Consider the following 21534-nt stretch of genomic DNA (forward strand, 5'->3'; position numbering starts at 1 on the left):
TCCTGCCCGCCCGCGTCGCTGTCCTGGGGGGCACGCGAGCGGACAGAAGTAGCGGGATCAGAAGCTGTAGAACAGGCTCAGCACCGCCGACCGCCCCTCACCCGGCGCGGCCCAGCCGTTGTTTCTGATCGACGTATAGTATTTTTCATTGGTGAAGTTCTGGACGTTGACCTGCGCGGTCAGGCCGCCGGCGAAGCTGTAGGCGAGATAGGCGCGGTGGATCAGGTAATCGTCCGAACGATATTGCGTCGGCGCGGCGAGGCTGGCGGCGTTGAGCGCGAAGTCGCCCTGATAGGTCAGGCCATAACCGACCTCCAGTCCGAACGGCAGCTTGTACGTCGTGAACAGGCTGCCCGAATGCTCCGGCGTCTGGACGAAATAGGTGCCGGCCTGCGGATCGCGCACGCCGGCCGAATTGGCGCAGGCGGTGCTGGGGTTGGCGATGCAGGCGTTCGACACCGATTGCAGGATCTTGCCGTCGAGATAGGTGTAATTGGCGAAGATCGTCCAGTTGCGCGTCACGTTGCCCGACGCGCCCAAGGCGATGCCGTCCACCCGCGCACGGCCGTCGAGCACCTGCGTCGACGTCGGCAGCGCTGGGTCGTTCGAGGTGACGCGGAAATTGGTGCGTTCGTTGCGGAACACCGCCGCGGTCAGTTCCAGCCGGCGGCCGAACAGCCCGGCCTTCACCCCCGCCTCGTAATTCTTCGCGGTTTCCGGCGCGACGGCGCAGGGATCATAGGTGCCGGTCGCCGACACGGTCAGCGAACCGCAACCCAGCCGCACCGTCGCCGACGACGGCGTCTTGGCATTGCCATAGCCGGCATAGACGCTGACGTTGGGCACCGGATGCACCACCGCGCCGATGCGGTAGGAGAACAGCCGTTCGTCGCTGCGCTGCGGCAGCTGCTGCGCGGCGGTCAGCGCGGTCGTCCCCGGCGGCACGAACGCGAGCGGCAGCGCGCGGAAGTTCGCCTGCTGCGTTTCCCAGCGCACGCCGCCGTTCAGCTCGAAGTATCGCCCCAGCTCCAGCGTGTCGAAGACGTAGACCGCGACGTTGGTCGTTCGCGACTTCGATTGCGCGGTGATCGTCTTGTTGAGCGGGCCGGTATAGGTCGTGTCGGGGCTGGCGATGCTGATCGGCGGCAGGATCAGCGCCTGCCCCGCCGTATTGCGGATCAGCGAGGCGGTGGTGATCGCATAATCCTCGACCGAGGCGGACATGCCGACGTTGGCGACGTTGCGGATGCCGCCCTTCTCGCCCGTCTCAAGCCGGATGTCGGTCTGGTTGACGAGCAGCTGGTTCTCCTGATCGCGGATCAGCCCGCGCGGCCCGTTGGGCTGGAAGGTGCCGCGCGCGACCGGAATCGTCACCGAATTGGTCCCCGGCCGGTAGACGCCGCCCGCATCGACGACATTGCTGAACGTCGCGGTGCACGCGGTGCCGGTCGGCGTCAGCCCGGTCTGGCCAAGGCAATAGGTGCCCTGCGGCGCGCTGGTGACGCTATACTGGCCGACGCGCTGCCAGCGGGTGAGGTTGCGCACCGACAATTGGTCGTTGACCTGATGGCGGAAGGTCGCGGTGAAGCGGTCGACCGTCGTATCCTGGCGATCGAGATTGCGGATGCCGAAATAGGCGCGGCTCGACACGCCGGGGAGCGCGCCGTCGTACAGCGCGTTCTTGTAATAGGGCACACCATAGACCGGCGTGTTGCGATCCTCCTGATGGACATAGGCGAGCGTCAGGCTGGTCGGCCCGTCGATACCGATCGTGACGGAGGGCGCGATGCCCCAGCGCTTGTAACGTTCGACGTCGCGGCCGGGCACGTCGTTGCGGTGATAGGCACCGTTCAGGCGCACCGCGATCGTGTCGCCGATACGGCGGTTGGCGTCGATCGCGCCGCGGTAATAATCGTCGGTGCCGACCGATCCCTGCAGGATCGTCAGATCCTCGGCGCGCGGTTCCTTGGTGACGAGGTTGATCGTGCCGCCGACGCTGCCCGATCCGTTGAAGACCGAATTGGCGCCGTTGTAGACCTCGATCTGCTGGATGTTGAACGGGTCGGTGCGGCTGTACTGCGCGCTGTCGCGGATGCCGTCGACGGTGATGTCGTTGTTCGCCGAATAGCCGCGCAGGTTGATGCTGTCGCCATAGCCGCCGCCGCCCTCGCCCGCGCCGAAGGTGATGCCGGGGATCGTCTGCAGCGCGTCGCGCAGCGTCTGCAGGTTCTGCTTGCGGATCACCTGATCGGAGATGACGGTGATCGTCTGCGGCGTGTTGATGAGCGCGCTCGTCGCCTTGGGGCTTTCCACCACCGCGGGCGCGACGTCGTTCTTGCCGTTGACGACGATCTCGTCGCGCTCGACCGCGCGCTTGGCATCCTGCGCCTGCTGTTCGGCGGCGCTCGGCTTGTGCGTATCGGCCGCGATCGCCGGTGCGGATGCGATGAAGCCCACGCAGGACAGGGCGAGGAAATGCTGCTTGGTCATGAAAACCCCCTTCGTTGAGGGGGCGCTTAATGCGAATGATTATCATCGTCAACGCTATTGAGAGTCACGCGCAGATTTCGGTGACAGCCTCGATCATCGCCTGATCCATCGCCGCCGATCGAGTATTGAAAACGATTCGCGATAGCGTTAGTGCGCCCCCATTCGGCAAAAAGGGGCCCATGATGAGCAGGACGGCGATGATGATGATGAGCGTGGCGTACGCGGCGCTGCTGGCGACACCCGCGGCGGCGCAGACGCTCGCCGCGACGGCCACGGCGGACGGCGGCCAGGCGACGACGCAGGACGACGATCGCGCCGACCGCGACGACATCCTCGTCCAGGCGCGCCGCGACGAGACGTTCGCCGGCACCAAGACCGAAACGCCGCTGATCGAGGTGCCGCAACCTTTGAGCGTCATCACCAGCGACACCTATCTGGCGCAGGGCGCGATCAACATTTCCGATACCGTCCGCTACGCCGCCGGCGTCAACGCCGATGCCTATGGCCGCGATACGCGCGTCGACAACTTCGCGATCCGCGGCGTCGATGCGCTGCAATTCCGCGACGGCATGCGCGACATTTTCAGCTATTATGCCAGCATCACCTCGGACCCCTACAACTTCTCGCGGGTCGAGGTGGTGCGCGGCCCGGCGTCCGTCCTGTTCGGACAGGGATCGATCGGCGGCATCGTCAACCTCGTGTCCAAGACGCCGGGGTTCGAGAATGCCGGCGAGGTGCAGCTGACCTATGGCAACTATGACCGCAAGGAGGTGCTCGCCGACCTGCAGGGCACGACCGGCACGGTCGCCGGGCGGATCGTCGCGCGGGTGCGCGATGCCGACACCTATGTCGACCACGTCCCCGACGACCGTGTGATGATCGCGCCATCGGTCACCTGGCGGCCCGATGCCAGCACCGACGTGACGCTGATCGGCCTGTACCAGGACGACCATAGCGGCTCGACCGCGAACTTCCTGCCGGTCGTCGGCACGCTGAAGCCCAACGGCACCAGGCCGCCGCTCGACCGCTATCTGTTCGTCGGCAAGCCGGGCTACGACCGCTACGACGGGCGGCTGCTGCAGGGCAGCGGCCTGCTGACGCATCGTTTCAACGATGCGATCAAGCTCAGCCTCAAGGCGCGCTACATCGATAGCCGGCTCAGCTATTTCACGCACTATACCGACAGCTACGGCAACCCGACCGATCCGTATCAGGCGGGCAGCGACGGTCGCCGCATCGGCCTGTACGCCGATGCCTCGCTGGCGCGGATGAACGTCTTCTCGACCGACAATAACATCCAGGCACGCTTCCACACCGGTGCCGCGGTCGAGCATGCGCTGCTCGCCGGCGTCGATTACAGCTGGAATGCGGTGAAGAAGGCGGGCGCCTTCGACTACCAGACGATCGACCTGTACGATATCGACTATGCCGCGATCGCCGCGCCGGTGGTGACCGGTCCCTATTCGCGCGATACGCAAAAGCAGCTCGGTCTCTACGTACAGGACCAGTTGCGACTGTGGGACCGGGTGTCGGTGGTGCTCGGCGCGCGGCGCGATCATGTCCGCAGCACCAGCCTGGACACCGCGAGCGGCACGACGACGCGCACGACCGACACCGCCACCACCGTCCGCGCCGGGATCATCGGCGAGGTCGCGGCGCACATCTCGCCCTTCGTCAGCTATACCGAGAGCTTCCAGCCGATCGCCGGCAGCACGACCGCCGGATCGCCGTTCAAGCCGCAGACCGGCACCCAGTATGAAGCGGGCGCGAAATGGCAGCCCGATGCCGCGACGCTGGTCACCGCGACGGCGTTCCGCATCAAGGAGCGCAATCGCCCGATCTCCGGCCCCGGTACGTCGATCATCCAGGCCGGCGAACTCGTCACCAAGGGCGTCGAACTGGAAGCGACGCGTACTCTGCCCGGCCGCTTCGACGTGTCGCTTGCCTATGGCTATAACGATGTCAGCGGCGATAGCGCCGCGACCGGCTATCTCGCCAAGCACATCGCCTCGGCCTGGGGCACCAAGACGTTCGTCGGCGCGCTCGGCACGCTGCGGCTGGGCGCCGGCATCCGCTACACAGGCAAGCAGGTATCGAGCAGCGACACCTGGACGATCGTGACGCCGGACCGCACGATGGTCGATGCACTGGTCGAGCTGACGCGCGCGAACTGGCGGCTGTCGCTCAACGCGACCAACCTGCTCGACAACCGGGCCTATGCGAGCTGCCTGTCGCGCGGCGACTGTTTCAGCACCGCACCCCGCAACGTGATGGCCTCGCTCGGCTATCGCTTCTGATGCGACGGCGGGATCGGCATATCGCGCCGTCCCGCCCGGCCTTTTGCTACCGCGCGCGGTCAGGGCGTGTCGAACAGCGCCGCCAGCTGCTCGATGATCGTGCCGCCGAGCTGCTCGGCATCCATGATCGTCACCGCGCGCGCGTAATAACGCGTCACGTCGTGGCCGATGCCGATCGCGACCAGCTCGACCGGCGATTTGCCCTCGATCCAGCCGATCACCTGCCGCAGGTGCCGTTCGAGATAGCTGCCCGAATTGACCGACAGCGTCGAATCGTCGACCGGCGCGCCGTCGCTGATGACCATCAGGATGCGGCGTTCCTCGGGCCGCGCCATCAGCCGCGCATGCGCCCACAGCAGCGCCTCGCCGTCGATATTCTCCTTGAGCAGTCCCTCGCGCATCATCAGGCCGAGGTTGGTGCGCGCGCGCCGCCACGGTTCGTCCGCCTTCTTGTAGACGATGTGGCGGATGTCGTTGAGCCGCCCCGGCTGCGGCGGGCGGCCGGCGGCAAGCCACGTCTCGCGCGCCTGCCCGCCCTTCCACGCCCGCGTGGTGAAGCCCAAAATCTCGGTCTTGACGCCGCAGCGCTCCAGCGTTCGCGCGAGGATGTCGGCGCTGATCGCGGCAATGCCGATCGGGCGACCGCGCATCGAGCCCGAATTGTCGATCAGCAGCGTCACCACCGTGTCGCGGAAATCGGTCTCGCGCTCGATCTTGTACGACAGCGACTGACCCGGCGTGACGACGACGCGGGCGAGGCGCGCGGCGTCCAGCATCCCTTCGTCCTGGTCGAAGTCCCATGAGCGCGACTGCTGCGCCATCAGCCGGCGCTGGAGGCGGTTGGCGAGCTTCGACACCGCCGATTGCAGGTGCGCCAGTTGCTGGTCGAGATAGCCGCGCAGCCGGGCGAGCTCGTCGGAGTCGCACAGGTCGGTGGCGGCGACGACCTCGTCGAACTGCGTCGTCCACGGCTTGTATTCGAACTGCGGCATGAAGTCGCTGTTCGGGCGGTTGGGGCGGACGGGCTGCATCCCCTCCTCGCCGTCGTCGCCGGGCTGACCGTCGAGGTCGTCCATCGACTCGTCACCGAATTCCTCGCCCTCGCCCTCGTCGCTGTCCGATTCCTGCGCCTCGCCGCGCGCGTCGACCTCGCCCTCGCCCTGGCCGCCGTCCTGTTCCTCGTCCTCTTCGCCCTCGTCCTGCTGCTGCTCGTCGGTGCCCTCGTCCTCAGACCCGCCGTCGTCGGCGTTTTCGGGCAGGGCCTCGCCCTCGACCAGCTCGAGCTCCTCGAGCATCTTCATCGCAAGGCTCTGGAAGGCACGCTGGTCGTCGAGCGCGAGCGCGAGGCTGGACAGATCGGTGCGCGCGTCGATCCAGTCGCGCACCAGCGCGAGACCCGGCGCGGCGGCGGCGGGCGCCGCCTGCCCGGTCAGCTGCTCACGGACCAGCAGCGACAGCGCGGTCGCCAGCGGCACCTCCTCGAGCGTGCGCGCGCGAGTGATCGGATCGCTGCGCAGCCGCACGTCGAGCGCATGGCCCAGATTGTCGGCGATGCCGGCGTAACCGCGGCTGCCCAGTGCCTCGACCCGCGCGCCCTCGACCGCATCGAACACCGCGCGCGCCACCGCCTCGGCCGGCGCATGGCGCAGGTGCAGCGCGCCGTCGTGATGCTTGAGGCGCAGCGCGAACCCGTCGGAAAACCCGCGCGCCTCCGCCACCTGTTCGGGTGGCAGCGTGCGCGCGGGCATCGGCACCTTGATATGCTTGCCCGATTGCGTCGGCGCATCCGCGGTGAAGGCAAGCTCCACCTCCGGCTCCTCCGCCAGCGCGCGCGCCGTGCCGGCCAGGACCGCCTTGAACCGGTCGAGGGGGGTTTCGTTCGCCATTACTCGCCCAATGCACGCAACGCAGCATCGCGCAGCGGTGGAATATCGTTCCGAGCCGTGTCGAAGATCAGACGTTTGTCGATGCGCCTGTATTCGTGCCGAAGACGATTACCAAGTCCCCGGACTTCATTCCACGGTACGGGGATACGCATTGTAACCATTTCCTCAGCACCGATTTGAACGATTGCCTCGGCAATTCGCTCAAGACAACGCTCTACGGCATCCACTGTCTTACGATCGCCGAGAAAACGATCGACATCATAACCTGTCAGATACTCGGCGATATGGTCGGCATATTCGACGACATGTTCAAGCCGCGATCGAATGCGATCAGAAGACATGCACACGATCCCGGTCGATTGCCGCTTTCAAGCCAGCCTCATCCATTGGCTCAGTCATGAAATCGACCTTCGTGCCAAGCATTTCTTCGATCCTACCCTCGATACCGAAGAAGCCGAACGGTCCTAGCCGGCGTACTGCGTCGTAATCGATCATGGCCACCAGATCGACGTCGGAGTCGGGTCGCGCCTCGTCACGCGCCGTCGAGCCGAAGATCGCCAAGCGCACAATACCCAGCTTCCGCAAATCGACTTCGCGTGCGCGCAACCGTTCAAGTGCCTCGGCCCGTGTCATCGCACCCTTACGCCTTCCCCACCACGCTTTCGGGCAGGTCCTTGCCGAACACCCGCTGGTAATATTCCGCCACCAGCGGCCGTTCCGCCTCGTCGCATTTGTTGAGGAACGAGAGCCGGAACGCGAAGCCCGCGTCGCCGAAGATCAGCGTGTTCTGTGCCCAGGTGATGACGGTGCGCGGGCTCATCACGGTGGAGATGTCGCCGTTGATGAAGCCCTTGCGGGTCAGGTCGGCGACGCGGACCATGGCGTCGACCTGCTTCTTGCCCTCCGGCTTGTCGTATTCGCCCGACTTGGCGAGCACGATCTGCGCTTCGGTCGCGGCGGGCAGGTAGTTGAGCGTCACGACGATGTTCCAGCGGTCCATCTGGCCCTGGTTGATCTGCTGCGTGCCGTGATACAGCCCCGACGTATCGCCCAGGCCGACGGTGTTGGCGGTCGCGAACAGGCGGAACCACGGGTTCGGGCGGATGACGCGGTTCTGGTCGAGCAGCGTCAGCTTGCCCTCCGTCTCCAGCACGCGCTGGATCACGAACATCACGTCGGGGCGGCCGGCGTCATATTCGTCGAACACCAGGGCGGTCGGCGTCTGCAACGCCCAGGGGAGCAGGCCCTCGCGGAATTCGGTCACCTGCTGCCCGTCGCGCAGCACGATCGCGTCGCGGCCGATCAGGTCGATGCGGCTGATATGCGCGTCGAGGTTGATGCGGATGCACGGCCAGTTGAGGCGTGCCGCGACCTGTTCGATGTGGCTCGACTTGCCGGTGCCGTGATAGCCCTGCACCATCACGCGGCGGTTGTGCGCGAAGCCCGCCAGCACCGCGAGCGTCGTGTCGGGATCGAAGACGTATGCGGGGTCGAGATCGGGGACGCGCTCGTCCGCCTCGCTGAACGCAGGGACCTGCATATCGCTGTCGATGCCGAACAGCTCGCGGATGCCGACCATCTTGTCGGGCGCGTCGAGAATCGTCGTCTCGCGGCTGTCGGGCTGGGTATTGGGAATGTCGGTCATCGCGTCGGGGCACCGTTCGGCAAAGTCACAAGAGAGCGGCCCCTCCCAACGCGCGAAGCGAGCGAACGGCGCAACGGTTCATTCAGTGGAAACGGAATGTCCCGGCGTCAACCCGCCGGGCGCGCGATCTTCACGGGCAGAGCGAACAGATCGGCGAAACGCTCCGCCGCCGCGCGATCCCCCGTCACCCGGATCGATCCGTCCGCCTCAGCCTCCGCCAACGGGCGTTTGACGTAGATCCACACCGCCAGCGGCGTCGGCTGCGTGTCGATCACGACGTCCGCGCCGTCGGGATCACCGCGGACGATGTCGAGCGTACCGTCCGCCAGCGTGCCCAGGAACTGGTCTTCGCCGAGCCGGAAGCCGATCGTCATCGCCAGCCCGCGCGCGGCACCGGCATCGATCATCGTCCGCAGCGACAGCATCGCCGACGCCGGCGAAAACGGCAGCGTCGGATCGTGCAGCGGCGAACGCGTCGCCCAGCGCCCCATCGTCTGCAGGATCGGCTCGATCTCGTAACCCCAAGGCGTCAATTCATAGACCTGCACCGACGCCGGCGACGGCAGCTTGCGGCGCACCAGCAGCCCCGCCGCCTCCAGGCCGGCCAGCCGCTGGGTCAGCACGTTGGCGCTGATCCCCGTCAGGTGCGCGCGGATCTCGCCGAAGCGGCGCGGGCCGAACATCAGTTCGCGCAGGATCAGCAGCGACCAGCGCTCCCCGACGAATTCCAGCGCCATCGCCGTCCCGCACGCATCCTCGTACCAGCGCGATTTCACGGCTCCTGTTATTTTTTCTGACTTCATGGTTGTTTTATATAACTGCGAGGCGCACAAAACGCCAGATACGATTCGAGAGAGGATGATTTCGCCATGACCAAGATGATCTTCGTCAACCTGCCGGTGGCCGACGTCGCCGCCGCCACCGCTTTCTACCAGGCACTGGGATTCGAGAAGAATGCGATGTTCTCCAACGAACAGGCATCGTCGATGGTCTGGTCGGACGCGATCTACGTGATGCTGCTCGGCCGAGATTTCTACGCGACCTTCACCAACAAGACGATTATCGACGCCAAGACACACAGCGGCGCGCTGCTGGCACTGTCGTTCGACGGCCGCGGCGACGTCGATACCTTCACCGAGGCTGCGCTGGCCGCGGGGGGGCGCGAGTTGCACGATCCCGAGGATCATGGCTTCATGTACAGCCGGGCGTTCGAGGATCTCGACGGCCATGGCTGGGGACCGTTCCATATGGACATGGTCGAGGCCGAGAAGGTCATGGGACAACCGGCAACCGCGTGAGGGGAGCGAGCGATGACACCGACGATCACCGCCTTCGACTGGGTCCCCGATTTCGCCAAGGGTCAGGTGCGCGACCTGCGCGTCCGCTGGGCGCTGGAGGAGGTCGGCCAGCCTTACGCAGTCCGCTACCTCAGCCAGGGCGAACAGAAGCGCGGGGATCATCGTTGCCGCCAGCCCTTCGGACAGGTGCCGACCTATGAGGAGGGCGAGCTGACGCTATTCGAATCGGGGGCGATCGTGCTGCACGTCGCCGACCGGTTCGGCGGCGGGCTGCTGCCGTCCGATCCCGCGGCGCGGTCGCGCGCGATCGAATGGATGTTCGCTGCGCTCAACACGGTCGAGCCGCCGATCATGGACCATGCGATCGCGACGCTGTTCGAACGCGGCAAGCCGTGGTCGGCAGCGCGCCTGCCCTCGGTGATCGCACGGATCGACGAGCGACTGGGCGAACTGGCGCGGCGGCTGGGCGGGAAGACATGGCTCGACGGCGACGCCTTCACCGCGGGCGACCTGCTGATGGTCGCGGTGCTGCACATCATCGCCGACACCGGGCTGCTCGACGGTCATCCCGATCTCGTCGCCTATGTCGCACGCGGCCGGGCGCGGCCTGCCTTCGTGCGCGCGCTCGCCGACCAGATGGCGGGCTTCACCGGAACGCCGCCGCCCGCAATCGTCGCGTGGCTGAAGGCGCAGGACCAGCAGGGAGAGATGCAATGACCTATATCGAAGGTTTCGTGACCCCGGTGCCGACCGCCAGGAAGGACGCCTATATCGCCCATGCCAGGGAAGCGCAGGCGCTGTTCGCCGGGTTCGGCATGCGGCGGATCGCCGAATATTGGGGCGACGACGTCCCCGCCGGCAAGACGACCGACTTCGCGCGGGCGGTGCAGAAGCAGGACGACGAAACGGTCGTGTTCAGCTGGTTCGAATATCCCGACCGCGCCGCGCGCGATGCCGCCAATGCGAAGATGATGGCGGACGAACGGATGATGGCGATGGGCGAATCGATGCCGTTCGACGGTAAGCGCATGATCTATGGCGGCTTCGCCGGGATCGTCGAGGAAGGAACGGAGACCGGCGGCTATATCGACGGCATCGTTCTGCCGGCGCCGTCCGCCGACAGGGACGCCTATCGCGCGCATGCCGCGAAGGCGGCGGCGCTGTTCCGCGATCACGGCGCGTTGCGCATCGTCGACAGCTGGAGCGATGACGTTCCCGTGGGCGAGGTCACCGACTTCCGCCGCGCGGTGCAGGCGGGTGACGACGAGGCGGTCGTATTCGGCTGGATCGAATGGCCCGACAAGGCGACGCGCAACGCCGGCTGGGCGGGAATCGAGAAGGACGACCGGATGATCGCGCCGGGCGACCTTCCCTTCGACGCGCGGCGGATGATCTACGGCGGTTTCGCCGCGCTTCCCCTCGCCTGATAGCCTTGGACTGACAGGAGTGACGACGATGGCCCTGACCGATGGCACACCGATCTGGTTCGAACTGACCACCGCCGATCCGCAGGCAGCCGCCGGCTTCTACGAAGCACTGCTCGGCTGGACGACCGCACCCTCGCCGATGACCGAGCACGGCGGCTACATCGTCGCCACCGCGCCCGACGGCGATCGCATCGCCGGCATCATGGCGCCGCCGCCCGGCGCGCCGCCATCGGGCGGCTGGTCGCTCTACTTCCTCGCCTCCGACATCGCGGCGACGGTGGCGAAGGCCGCGGAACTCGGCGGCAAGACCGTCTTCGGCCCGATGGATATCCCCCATGTCGGCCGCTTCGCGGTGATCGTCGATTCGCAAGGCATCCCCTTTTCGGTGATGCAGCCGGACGGCGAGGACACCGCGCGGCCGTTCAAGCAGATGCCCGGCGCATTGGGCCATGGCGTGTGGATCGAACTGGCGACCCCCGATCCCGACGGCGCCTTCGCCTTCTACGGCGGCCTGTTCGGCTGGACGAAGGCCGGCGCGATGCCGATGGACGAGATGGGCGAATATGCCTTCCTCGGCGCCGGCGACGCCCGGCCCGGTGCGGTGATGTCGAGCACGCTGACCCGCGCACCGCAGCATTGGAACATGTACTTTCTCGCCGCCGACATCGATGCGGCGATCGCGACCGCCGAGAAGGGCGGCGGCCAGCTGATCCAGGGACCGGACCAGATTCCCGGCGGCGACTATTCCGCCAATATCGTCGATCCCGCCGGCCATCAGATCGGGCTGGTCGGCCCGCGCAAGGGAGTCGCGCAATGAGCCATCCGATGGCGGTCTGCCTGTGGTTCGACGGCGCGGCGGAAGAGGCCGCGACCTTCTACGCCGCGACCTTTCCCGATTCGCGCGTCGACAAGGTGACGCATGCGCCCGGCGACTATCCGGCGGGGCAGCAGGGCGACGTGCTGACGGTGGAATTCACCGTCTGTGGCACGCCGTTCGTCGGACTGAACGGCGGCGGCGGCGTGGCGCACGGCCATGCGATCTCGTTCCAGATCTTCACCGACACGCAAGCCGAGACCGACCGGCTGTGGGACGCGATCGTCGGCAACGGCGGCAAGCCCAACGCGTGCAGCTGGTGCAGCGACCGCTGGGGCGTCAACTGGCAGATCGTGCCGCGCGTGCTGCCCGCGGCGCTGTCGCATCCCGATCCCGACGTGCGGGCGCGCGCCTTCACCGCGATGATGGGGATGACCAGGATCGATATCGCCGGCATCGAAGCCGCCGTCCGGGGAGACGCAGCATGACCGACACCTACGAACTGTCCATCACCCGCCTGATCGACGCGCCGGTCGGGGCGGTGTGGCGCGCCTGGACCGAAGACACCGGCGCCTGGTTCTGCCCCAGGCCGTGGACAGCCGAATTCGTCACGCAGGAATTGCGCGCCGGCGGCCGGTCGGAGATCGTGATGCGCGGGCCGAACGGCGAGGAGAACCGGCTGGAGGGCGTCTATCTGGAGGTCGTGCCGGGGACACGGATCGTCTCGACCGACGCCTTCACCGCCGGCTGGGTACCGGCGGGCCCGTTCATGGTGCGCATCGACACATTCGCCGACGAGGGCGGCAGGACGCGCTACACCGCGACGGCGCGACACTGGACGCAGGAAGCGAAAGACAACCACGCCGCAATGGGGTTCGAAGCCGGATGGAACGCCGCGACCGACCAGCTGGAGGCGATCGCGGTGGGGATCGCCAAGGCAAGCGGCTAGAGCGTCACGACCGCCCCCTCCTCACTCCCGTTCGCCCTGAGCCTGTCGAAGGGCAGCTCTCCACAAGTACGTCCGCCGTTGGGGAGAGGGTGCTTCGACAAGCTCAGCACGAACGGGTTGGCTCCGGTCGGCATACGCTAACTCCTCCCGGCACAGGGGGTGACTGCCCCAAATCCTCCGTCACCCCGGACTTGTTCCGGGGTCCACGGTTCGGCAAGCGCGAAGCTCGAGCCTCTTGTCCGACGCCTGAGGGCCGGTGGACCCCGGAACAAGTCCGGGGTGACGGAGGAGTTGGGGAAACCGTCCGGATCCTTACGCACGCCCCCTGCGCCGAAGGCGGACGTGGGCCTCACGCGAACGCCGGCGCCTGGCGCAGTTGCTGATACGCCGCGATCACCTTCTGCAGCACTGCCTCATGGCTGCGGTCGCCGCCGTTGCGATCGGGGTGATATTTGCGCACCAGCTCCGAATAGCGTTTGCGCAGCGCCGATCGGTCGGCGTCCGCCGCCAACCCCAGCACCTTGAGGCTCATCCGGTCCTGCCCGGACAAGGGCTTGCCGTCGGGCCGGTCGGGCGCGGCCTCGCGGCGGTAGCGGGCGCCGATCGCGTCGAGCGGGTCGCTGAAATCGGCCCAGCGCGGGCCTTGGTCGCCCGCCCCCGCCCGCGCGAAGGCGCGCGTCTCGCGCTCCCAGCCCGCCAGCGGCCGCTGCGCGTGATGGATCTCGTCGGCGGTCATGCCGTCGAAATAATTGTAGCGGCTGTTGAACGCGCGGACATGGTCGAGACACATCCAGCGGAACGCGCCCGGCCCGCCGCCGTCGGCGGCACCCTCCAGCGGCGGCGCGCGGAATTCGCCGGGCGCCTCGCATCCCGGTTCGACGCAGACCCGGCCCGCTGCCTCCATCCGGCCGTGGAACCGGGTGTGCGGCCGCTCCTTCTTCTCACTCGCGCGCGTCACGAACGCTCCCTTGTTGGCGCAATCCCGGTATATAGGCGCGATGACCGACACCGCTACCGCCGCGCCGCTCGCGCAAATCATCGCCGACCGCCTGACCGCTGCGCTCGCGCCGACGCATCTGGAGGTCGTCAACGACAGCCACCATCACGCCGGCCACATGGGCGACGACGGCACCGGCGAATCGCACTTCACCGTGATCGTCGAGAGCGCAGCCTTCGCCGGCGCCAGCCGCGTCGCGCGACAGCGCGCGGTGAACCAAGCGCTCGCCGATCTGTTGTCCACGCGCATACACGCGCTCGCCATCAGGGCCCGCGCACCGGGGGAGTGACGCGCATGCCTTACGAACTGTGGTATTGGCCGACGATCCAGGGCCGCGGCGAGTTCGTCCGCCTCGCGCTGGAAGCCGCGGGGATCGAGTACGAGGATTGCGCGCGCACCCGCGGGGCGGATGCCATGATGGCGGACATGGCGGCGCGCGCCGGCAACGGCCGCGGCCCCTTCGCCCCGCCTTATCTGGCACTCGACGGTCATGCGGTGGCGCAGGTCGCCAACATCCTGCAGTTCCTGGGGCAGCAGCACGACCTCGGCCCCTCCAACCTCGCCGATCGCTACTGGCTCGCCCAGCTGCAGCTGACGATCGCCGACGTGGTGGCCGAGGTGCACAACGTCCACCACCCGGTCGCGATGATGGATTATTACGACGACCAGAAGCCCGAGGCGGCACGCGCCGCGGCGCAGTTCCGCGACGAACGGCTGCCGAAGTTCCTGACGCATTTCGAAGCCGCAGCGCGTCAGGGCCCGGCGGAATGGCTGGTCGATCATCGCTGGACCTATGGCGACACCTCGCTGTTCCAGCTGGTCGAGGGGCTGCGCTACATGTTCCCGCGGCGGATGAAGACGCTGGAGGCGGATTGCCCCGCGCTGCTGCGGCTGCACGCCGCGGTCGGCGGCCTGCCGGGGGTACGCGCCTATCTGAAGAGCGACCGCCGGCTGCCGTTCAACACCGACGGCATCTTCCGCCACTATCCCGAACTGGATGGGGAGTAACGGCGGGCGGCGTGAGCCACCCCGACGTTCGTCGTGAACCCGCCCCCTCTCCCCCACCGTTCATGCTGAGCTTGTCGAAGCAGGATGAGTCTCACCTGCCCTTCGACAGGCTCAGGGCGAACGGTTGGGAGCGGCGTCAGCACCGAACGACACCGTTTCCCGATTGCCGCCTTCGCGCACGCCCCGCGACGCGATACAAGCGTCACCATGCCCCGCGTCCCCCGTCCCGCCGCCCGCATCCTGCTCGTCGACGGCGCCGGCCGCGTGCTGCTGATGCGCTTCACCCCCGGCGACCGCCCGCCTTTGTGGTGCACCCCGGGCGGCGCGGTCGATCCGGGCGAGAGCTACGAACAGGCCGCGCGCCGAGAATTGTGGGAAGAGGTCGGGCTCGACGTCGACTGCGGGCCGCAGGTCGCGCAGCGTACCTGCGAATTCCTGACCTTCGAAGGGGTCGAGGTCATCGCCGACGAACGCTATTTCCGCGTCGACGTCGATTCCCACGAGGTACAGGCGGGCGCGCTGACCGCGCTGGAACAGCGCGTGCTCGCCGGATCGCGCTGGTTCGAACGCCACGAACTCGCCGACTGGCCCGAAACCATCTATCCTGCCGACCTCGCCCCCCTGCTCGCAGAAACGGAGCCCGCCCGTGCTTGACGATTTCGTGCTCCAGACGATCACCCCGGTCACCCACGACCTCGGCGGGTTCAAGGTGCATCGCACGCTCCCCAACAAGGCGCGCACGATGGTCGGCCCCTTCCTGTTCTTCGATCAGATGGGGCCGGCGCATCTCGAGGTCGGCACCGGCATCGACGTGCGGCCGCACCCGCACATCAACCTCGCGACGGTCACCTATCTGTTCGACGGCGCGATCGACCATCGCGATTCGCTCGGCACGCGCCAGCGGATCGAACCGGGCGCGGTCAACCTGATGACCGCCGGCCACGGCATCGTCCATTCGGAGCGCTCGCCCGGCGACGAGCGACAGGCGGGACCGGCGCTGTCGGGCATCCAGACCTGGCTCGCGCTGCCCGAGGCGCGCGAGGAGATGGACCCGGCGTTCGAACATGTCGCCAAGGCCGCGCTGCCGACGATCGCCGCGCACGGCGCGCGCGCGCGGGTCATCATGGGTGAATTATGGGGCGAGCGCGCGCCGACCACCACCTATGCCGGCACGATCTACGCCGACATCGCGCTCGATCCGGGCGCGAGCGTCCCCATCGACGCCGCGGCCGAGGAACGCGCGGTGTATCTCGCGATGGGCGAAGCGACGCTGGAGGACGTCCCGCTCGAACCGATGCGGCTCTACGTCCTGCGCCCCGGCATCGCCGCGACGCTGCGTTCGGCGAGCGGCGGCCGGGTGATGCTCGCCGGCGGCGACGCCTTCGCCACCCCGCGCCACGTCTGGTGGAACTTCGTCTCGTCGAGCCGCGACCGGATCAACGAGGCGAAACGCGCGTGGAAGGCGGGCGAGTTTCCGATCGTGCCGGGCGACGACAAGGAGTGGATCCCCATCCCCGAAGTGCCGCTGACGGTGAGTTACCCGTGATCGTTGCCCGAAGCACACCGTCACCCCGGACGTGTTCCGGGGTCCACTCTGCGGCGAGGCGCAAGGCGTGAGGTTCGGGCCGCACGCCTGCGGCCCGGTGAACCCTGGAACAAGTCCGGGGTGACGAGATCATATAAGGAGAGGCCCGTGACCCTACCATTGCAGCGTATCGCTCTGCCTACCGGCGTCGAGCTCGACGTCGCCATCGCCGGCGATCCCGACCGTCCGCCGGTGATCCTGCTTCACGGATTCCCCGAATCGCACCGCACCTGGCGCGGCGTCATCCCCGATCTCGCCCGCGACCATTATGTCATCGCCCCCGACCAGCGCGGCTTCGCCCGCTCGTCGAAGCCGGAGGGCGTCGAGGCCTATGCCGCCGACAGGATCCTCGCCGACCTGATCGCGCTTGCCGATCACCTCGGCATCGGCCAGTTCACGCTTGTCGGCCACGACTGGGGCGGCGCGATCGCGTGGATGGCGGCGCTCGCCCGGCCCGACCGCGTCGCGCGGCTGGTGATCGTGAATGCGCCGCACCCCTTCCTCTTCCAGCGCGCATTGTTCGACGAGCCCGAACAGCGCAAGGCCAGCCAGTACATCACCCGCTTCCGCGACACCTCGATCGACCAGGGGCTGACCGGCGCCGGCCTCGAAAAGTTCCTCGGCTCCACCTTCGCGCATCACGTCACGCAGGCGATCGGCGGCGCGGACAAGGCCGCCTATCTCGACGAATGGTCGCAGCCCGGCGCGATGACCGCGATGCTCAACTGGTATCGCGCGTCGAGCGTGGTCGTGCCGGCGATGGGCGAGGACGCACCCCGCCCCGCCTTCCTCGACAAGCCCTTCCCGCCGGTCACGCAGGACACGCTGGTGATCTGGGGCATGCGCGATACCGCGCTGCTGCCGGTGCTGGTCGAGGACCTGGGGCCGTACGTGCCGCAGCTGACGGTCGAGAAGATCGACGCGGGGCATTTCGTGCCGTGGGAGAAGTCGGAGGCGGTGGTCGCGGCGATGCGGCGGTGGAACATCTGAACCGTCCCACCCTCACCCTCACCCTTCGCCGGCTTCGCCGTCTCATCCCCTCTCCCACGGGGAAAGGGGAAAGGCGCGCAGCGCCGCGGGGTGAGGGTGAGCGCACCTCGCCAGCTTTCGCTATCCTGACCAAAACATTCCTCAAGCGTTCAGCCGCGCAGGCCGAAAAGGCCGCCATGCCCCGCCGCCCCGGCCGCGGGGCGCCCGATGAAGAGGAGTGTTACGATGCGTAAGATCATCATCGCCGCCATCGCCGCCGCGACCATCACGCCGGTCGCCGCCAGTGCGCAGAGCGCCCGCGAGGTCCGTCAGAGCCAGCGCGAGGTGCGCGAAAGCGAGCGCGATCTCGCCCGCGCCCGCGCCTATGGCGACCGCGGCGACGTCCGCGAAGCCCGCCGCGAGGTCCGCGAGGATCGCCGCGAACTGCGCGAGGACTGGCGCGACTATCGCCGCGCGCATGGCGACGTCTATCGCCGCGGCGGCTATGCCGGCCCGCGCGGCTACCGCTACCGCCCGGTGACCGTCGGCTATCGCTTCGCCCCGGACTATTACGGTCGCCGTTACTGGATCAACGACTACGGCACCTACCGCCTGCCCCGCCCGGGCTACGGCTATCAGCGCTGGGTCCGCTACGGCAACGACGTCGTGCTGGTCGACACGCGCTCGGGCCGCGTCGTGCAGGTCTACAACCGCTTCTTCTATTGAGGCAGCCCGATGCCGGGGAGGGCCCGCGCCCTCCCCAAATCCTCCGTCGTCACCCCGGACTTGTTCCGGGGTGACGACGGAGGTGGGAAAGCGATGGGTCGCTCAATCCGCCTCATACGCCCCCCGCCGCATCACATAGTCCCGCGTTTCGTACGGCGCCGGCAGCCCCTCGACCCACGCGCCATGCGCATGCGTCAGCGCGACCAGCTCCATGGGCGTCTCACCCGGCCAGCCGCGCACGCGCACCTCGTGCCGGTGGAGGTCGCGGTTCGGCTCCATCGTCACCCAGCCGAGCGGCCGCTCCGCCGTCGCCCGCGTGCCGGCCGCCGCCATCGCCGCAACGATCCGCGCCCGGCCCGCGGCGGGCAGATATTGCCACACCACCGAATGCATCAGCACCCGCGTCACCCCCGCGTCCTGCGGCTCGGCGAGCCGCGCCTCGACCCAGTCCGCCGCATCGCCCCGCACCAGATCGACGCCGTGCGCGCGCACCTCGCGAATCGCCGCCGCCAGCCGCGCCAGCCGCTCCTGCGCATCGACCCAGACATAGGCCTCCAGCCGCGCCGCCTGCGCGGGATCGCCGACATCGACCGGCGCGATATCGACGCCGCGCGCGTGCGTCACCTCGACCGCAACGGCCGGCGGCGCCACCCCGCGCCACTCCGGCACGATCCGCACCGCAGCCGCTTCGGGCCCGACCGCCACCCCACCCAGATCGAAGCGATAGCGCCCGAGCATCAAGTTGAGCCCTGCGCTCGACCCGATCTCCAGCACCTCGACCCGCGGCCCGAACCGGCGCGCCAGATGCAACAGCCCGGTCATCAGCCCCGCCGAGCGCGCCGCCTCGTTGGTCTGCGGCGGCCCGTCGAGCCAGGGCAGCAGCGCCGCGTCATGATCGCGCAACACCCGCGCGAGCACCGCCTCGACCCCGCGCTCATCGCCGATTTTGCCATCGAACAGCCGCGACAGGTCGCGATCGACGCCCGCGCGGTGAAGCGCATGCAGCCCGCCGACCAGCCGCAGTACCACCGCATCGGCGACCGGCTCGCCCGCCCAGTCGAGCACCCGCCGCCCCGTCGCGCTGCTCCGGTCGAGCGCCTGCCCCAGCGCGATGCAGACCCGCGCGGTGACCGGCGCCGCCATCGCCGTGCAATAGCCCGCCTGGACGTCGAACGCCTGCCGGTTGTCCGCTTCGCTCGCCATCGACTCGGTCCTCCTTCGCCGCGCCGTGTTGCGCCCGTCCCGGCCCGTCAGTAAAGCCCGGGCCGTGCCGACATCCCCCCTAGTCATCGCCGTGCCGAAAGGCCGCATCCTCGCCGAGGCCCTGCCCCTGCTCGCCCGCGCCGGCATCCACCCGGAGGCGGCGTTCGGCGACCCCGACAGCCGCGCGCTGCGCTTCGCCACCGATGTAGCCCATATCGAGCTGATCCGCGTCCGCGCCTTCGACGTCGCGACCTTCGTCGCGCACGGCGCCGCGCAATTGGGCATCGTCGGGTCGGACGTGCTCGCCGAGTTCGACTATTCCGAACTCTATGCGCCCGTCGACCTCGGCATCGGCCATTGCCGCATCTCGGTCGCCGAGCCCGCCGCGATGGCCGCCACCGACGACCCGCGCGGCTGGAGCCACGTCCGCGTCGCGACCAAATATCCCCACACCACCGCCGCGCATTTCGCCGCGCGCGGCGTGCAGGCGGAATGCGTCAAGCTCAACGGCGCGATGGAGCTGGCGCCGACGCTCGGCCTCGCGCCGCGCATTGTCGACCTCGTCTCCTCGGGCAAGACGCTCAAGGAAAACGGCCTCGTCGAGGTCGAGGTGATCGCCGAGGTCACCAGCCGCCTGATCGTCAACCGCGCCGCGATGAAGACGCGCGCCGAAGTCGTGCCGCTGGTCGAGGCGTTCCGAAGGGCGGTTGGCACGCTCCCCTCCCGCTCGCGGGAGGGGCTGGGGGAGGGCCTGTCCCCACGATCGACCACCGACGGGGCATCCCCTCCCCCGACCCCTCCCGCAAGCGGGAGGGGAAGCGCATGATCCGCCTCGACGCGCGCGACGCCGGCTTCGCCGACGCCTTCACCGCTCTGGTAGAGGGCCGCCGCGAAGCGTCCGCCGACGTCACCCGCGACGTCGCGACGATCATCCGCGCCGTCCGCGACGACGGCGAGGCGGCGGTGGCGGCGTTCACCCGCAAGCTCGACCGCCACGACCTTGGCGACACCGGCTGGCGCATCGAACCCGCCACCTGCGCCGCCGCCTACGACGCGCTCGACCCGGGCTTGCGCGACGCGCTGAATCTCGCCGCGACGCGCATCCGCGCCTATCACGAACGCCAGAAGCCGACCGACACCGACTATACCGACGCCGCCGGCGTCCGCCTCGGCGCACGCTGGAGCGCGGTCGATGCCGCCGGTCTCTACGTCCCCGGCGGTCGCGCCGCCTACCCCTCGTCGCTGCTGATGAACGCGATCCCCGCCAAGGTCGCCGGCGTCGGGCGGCTGGTGATGGTCACGCCCACCCCCGACGGCCAGATCAACGACCTCGTCCTCGCCGCCGCGCATCTTGCCGGGGTCGACGAAGTCTGGCGGATCGGCGGCGCGCAGGGAATCGCCGCACTGGCCTACGGCGCCGGCCGCATCGCGCCGGTCGACGTCGTCACCGGCCCCGGCAACGCCTGGGTCGCCGAGGCCAAGCGCCAGGTCTATGGCGTGGTCGGCATCGACATGGTCGCCGGCCCCAGCGAGATCGTCGTCGTCGCCGATGCGAAGAACGACCCGCAATGGACCGCCGCCGACCTGCTCAGCCAGGCCGAACACGACGTCACCACGCAATCGATCCTCTTCACCGACGATGCTGCTTACGCCGACCGCGTCGCCGCCGCGGTGGACGAGGAACTGGCACACCTCCCGACCGCCACCGTCGCCCGCGCAGCATGGGACGCCAACGGCGCGATCATCGTCGTCGATTCGCTCGAGGCCGCCTGCCCCCTCATCGATCGCCTGGCCCCCGAACACCTGCAACTCGCGGTCGACGACCCACAGGCGCTGTTCGACAAGGTCCGCCACGCCGGCAGCGTCTTCCTCGGCCGCCACACCCCCGAAGCGATCGGCGATTACGTCGCCGGCCCCAACCACGTCCTGCCCACCGGCCGCCGCGCCCGCTTCGCCAGCGGCCTGTCCGTCCTCGACTTCATGAAGCGCACCAGTTTCCTGGGGCTGGACGAGGCTGCGCTGGCGCAACTGGGACCCGCGACGGTCGCCCTCGCCCACGCGGAGGGTCTGCCGGCGCATGCCCGATCGGTGGCGCTAAGGCTGCGGCTGAACCGATAGGCTTATTTGGTCTGACGCCGTCGGGGCATTTTGACCTTGATGCAAAACTTAAAAGTTTTGCATCAGGATCAGGCCAATCAGACTATCAGGATATCCGGTTGCGGACCTTGGCGTGGGCAGGC

The 21534-nt window shown here is 68.3% G+C and carries 23 protein-coding genes; 15 read left to right on the plus strand and 8 right to left on the minus strand.

What is annotated here, in order from left to right; translation table 11 throughout:
- Positions 1-57 precede the first annotated feature (57 nt).
- Complete coding sequence (locus tag M9979_RS07290) at positions 58-2490, minus strand: TonB-dependent receptor (RefSeq protein ID WP_254288673.1); 2433 nt, start codon at positions 2488-2490, stop codon at positions 58-60.
- 182 nt (positions 2491-2672) lie between these two features.
- Here M9979_RS07290 and M9979_RS07295 point away from each other — a divergent pair, with 182 nt between their 5' ends.
- On the plus strand, positions 2673-4787 hold the full coding sequence (locus tag M9979_RS07295) for a TonB-dependent siderophore receptor (protein ID WP_422921743.1): 2115 nt from the start codon (positions 2673-2675) through the stop codon (positions 4785-4787).
- 59 nt (positions 4788-4846) lie between these two features.
- Here the strand turns inward: M9979_RS07295 and cobT are convergent, their stop codons facing one another.
- The 5 genes from cobT to M9979_RS07320 form a co-directional block, all read right to left on the minus strand.
- Positions 4847-6673, minus strand: coding sequence for a cobaltochelatase subunit CobT (gene cobT, locus M9979_RS07300; RefSeq protein ID WP_254288675.1), 1827 nt, complete (start codon positions 6671-6673; stop codon positions 4847-4849).
- Positions 6673-7014: a HepT-like ribonuclease domain-containing protein gene (locus M9979_RS07305; RefSeq protein WP_254288676.1), complete on the minus strand. Its 342-nt coding sequence runs from the start codon at positions 7012-7014 to the stop codon at positions 6673-6675. The genes cobT and M9979_RS07305 overlap by 1 nt, the downstream gene beginning before the upstream one ends.
- Positions 7004-7306, minus strand: coding sequence for a nucleotidyltransferase family protein (locus tag M9979_RS07310; protein ID WP_254288677.1), 303 nt, complete (start codon positions 7304-7306; stop codon positions 7004-7006). The genes M9979_RS07305 and M9979_RS07310 overlap by 11 nt, the downstream gene beginning before the upstream one ends.
- 7 nt (positions 7307-7313) lie before the next feature.
- A complete protein-coding gene (gene cobS / locus M9979_RS07315) occupies positions 7314-8318 on the minus strand; it encodes a cobaltochelatase subunit CobS (protein WP_254288678.1) in 1005 nt (334 codons plus the stop codon).
- A gap of 107 nt (positions 8319-8425) precedes the next feature.
- On the minus strand, positions 8426-9094 hold the full coding sequence (locus tag M9979_RS07320; RefSeq protein ID WP_340689056.1) for a winged helix-turn-helix transcriptional regulator: 669 nt from the start codon (positions 9092-9094) through the stop codon (positions 8426-8428).
- 93 nt (positions 9095-9187) lie between these two features.
- Here M9979_RS07320 and M9979_RS07325 point away from each other — a divergent pair, with 93 nt between their 5' ends.
- Genes M9979_RS07325 through M9979_RS07355 form a run of 6 tightly spaced genes read left to right on the plus strand, consistent with a single transcriptional unit; the run spans position 9188 to position 12806 of the window.
- A complete protein-coding gene (locus M9979_RS07325; RefSeq protein ID WP_254288680.1) occupies positions 9188-9616 on the plus strand; it encodes a VOC family protein in 429 nt (142 codons plus the stop codon).
- Positions 9617-9628: 12 nt separating this feature from the next.
- The gene (locus M9979_RS07330) at positions 9629-10333 is read left to right on the plus strand and encodes a glutathione S-transferase family protein (protein WP_254288681.1); all 705 of its coding nucleotides are present in this window, start codon (positions 9629-9631) and stop codon (positions 10331-10333) included.
- Positions 10330-11043, plus strand: a complete 714-nt coding sequence (locus M9979_RS17490; protein WP_479725607.1) for a DUF1428 domain-containing protein — start codon at positions 10330-10332, stop codon at positions 11041-11043. Before M9979_RS07330 ends, M9979_RS17490 begins: the two co-directional genes overlap by 4 nt.
- Before the next feature lie 28 nt (positions 11044-11071).
- Complete coding sequence (locus M9979_RS07345; RefSeq protein ID WP_254288682.1) at positions 11072-11860, plus strand: VOC family protein; 789 nt, start codon at positions 11072-11074, stop codon at positions 11858-11860.
- Positions 11857-12345 carry a VOC family protein gene (locus M9979_RS07350; protein ID WP_254288683.1) on the plus strand — a complete coding sequence of 163 codons (489 nt, stop codon included), beginning with the start codon at positions 11857-11859 and terminating at the stop codon, positions 12343-12345. The genes M9979_RS07345 and M9979_RS07350 overlap by 4 nt, the downstream gene beginning before the upstream one ends.
- On the plus strand, positions 12342-12806 hold the full coding sequence (locus M9979_RS07355; RefSeq protein ID WP_254288684.1) for an SRPBCC family protein: 465 nt from the start codon (positions 12342-12344) through the stop codon (positions 12804-12806). Before M9979_RS07350 ends, M9979_RS07355 begins: the two co-directional genes overlap by 4 nt.
- A 349-nt stretch (positions 12807-13155) precedes the next feature.
- Here the strand turns inward: M9979_RS07355 and M9979_RS07360 are convergent, their stop codons facing one another.
- On the minus strand, positions 13156-13710 hold the full coding sequence (locus M9979_RS07360) for a J domain-containing protein (protein ID WP_254288781.1): 555 nt from the start codon (positions 13708-13710) through the stop codon (positions 13156-13158).
- Positions 13711-13804: 94 nt separating this feature from the next.
- On the opposite strand from M9979_RS07360, the gene M9979_RS07365 reads away from it, so the two are divergent.
- The 6 genes from M9979_RS07365 to M9979_RS07390 all read left to right on the plus strand — a co-directional run bounded on the left by M9979_RS07365 (position 13805) and on the right by M9979_RS07390 (position 18091).
- Complete coding sequence (locus M9979_RS07365) at positions 13805-14092, plus strand: BolA family protein (protein WP_254288685.1); 288 nt, start codon at positions 13805-13807, stop codon at positions 14090-14092.
- A gap of 5 nt (positions 14093-14097) precedes the next feature.
- Positions 14098-14811 carry a glutathione S-transferase gene (locus M9979_RS07370; RefSeq protein ID WP_254288686.1) on the plus strand — a complete coding sequence of 238 codons (714 nt, stop codon included), beginning with the start codon at positions 14098-14100 and terminating at the stop codon, positions 14809-14811.
- Positions 14812-15018: 207 nt separating this feature from the next.
- Positions 15019-15465, plus strand: coding sequence for an NUDIX hydrolase (locus M9979_RS07375; protein WP_254288687.1), 447 nt, complete (start codon positions 15019-15021; stop codon positions 15463-15465).
- Positions 15458-16357, plus strand: a complete 900-nt coding sequence (locus tag M9979_RS07380) for a pirin family protein (RefSeq protein ID WP_254288688.1) — start codon at positions 15458-15460, stop codon at positions 16355-16357. Before M9979_RS07375 ends, M9979_RS07380 begins: the two co-directional genes overlap by 8 nt.
- A 147-nt stretch (positions 16358-16504) precedes the next feature.
- Positions 16505-17386: an alpha/beta fold hydrolase gene (locus tag M9979_RS07385; protein ID WP_254288689.1), complete on the plus strand. Its 882-nt coding sequence runs from the start codon at positions 16505-16507 to the stop codon at positions 17384-17386.
- Positions 17387-17611: 225 nt separating this feature from the next.
- The gene (locus M9979_RS07390) at positions 17612-18091 is read left to right on the plus strand and encodes an RcnB family protein (protein WP_254288690.1); all 480 of its coding nucleotides are present in this window, start codon (positions 17612-17614) and stop codon (positions 18089-18091) included.
- A gap of 102 nt (positions 18092-18193) precedes the next feature.
- Here M9979_RS07390 and M9979_RS07395 read toward each other — a convergent pair whose 3' ends face one another.
- On the minus strand, positions 18194-19294 hold the full coding sequence (locus M9979_RS07395; RefSeq protein WP_254288691.1) for a DUF2332 domain-containing protein: 1101 nt from the start codon (positions 19292-19294) through the stop codon (positions 18194-18196).
- Positions 19295-19358: 64 nt separating this feature from the next.
- Here M9979_RS07395 and hisG point away from each other — a divergent pair, with 64 nt between their 5' ends.
- Positions 19359-20120, plus strand: a complete 762-nt coding sequence (gene hisG, locus M9979_RS07400; RefSeq protein ID WP_254288692.1) for an ATP phosphoribosyltransferase — start codon at positions 19359-19361, stop codon at positions 20118-20120.
- Positions 20117-21412 carry a histidinol dehydrogenase gene (gene hisD / locus M9979_RS07405; protein ID WP_254288693.1) on the plus strand — a complete coding sequence of 432 codons (1296 nt, stop codon included), beginning with the start codon at positions 20117-20119 and terminating at the stop codon, positions 21410-21412. Before hisG ends, hisD begins: the two co-directional genes overlap by 4 nt.
- Positions 21413-21534 lie beyond the last annotated feature (122 nt).

Origin of the sequence: Sphingomonas liriopis (assembly GCF_024211255.1) — a bacterium.
Classification (GTDB): Bacteria; Pseudomonadota; Alphaproteobacteria; order Sphingomonadales; family Sphingomonadaceae; genus Sphingomonas; species Sphingomonas liriopis.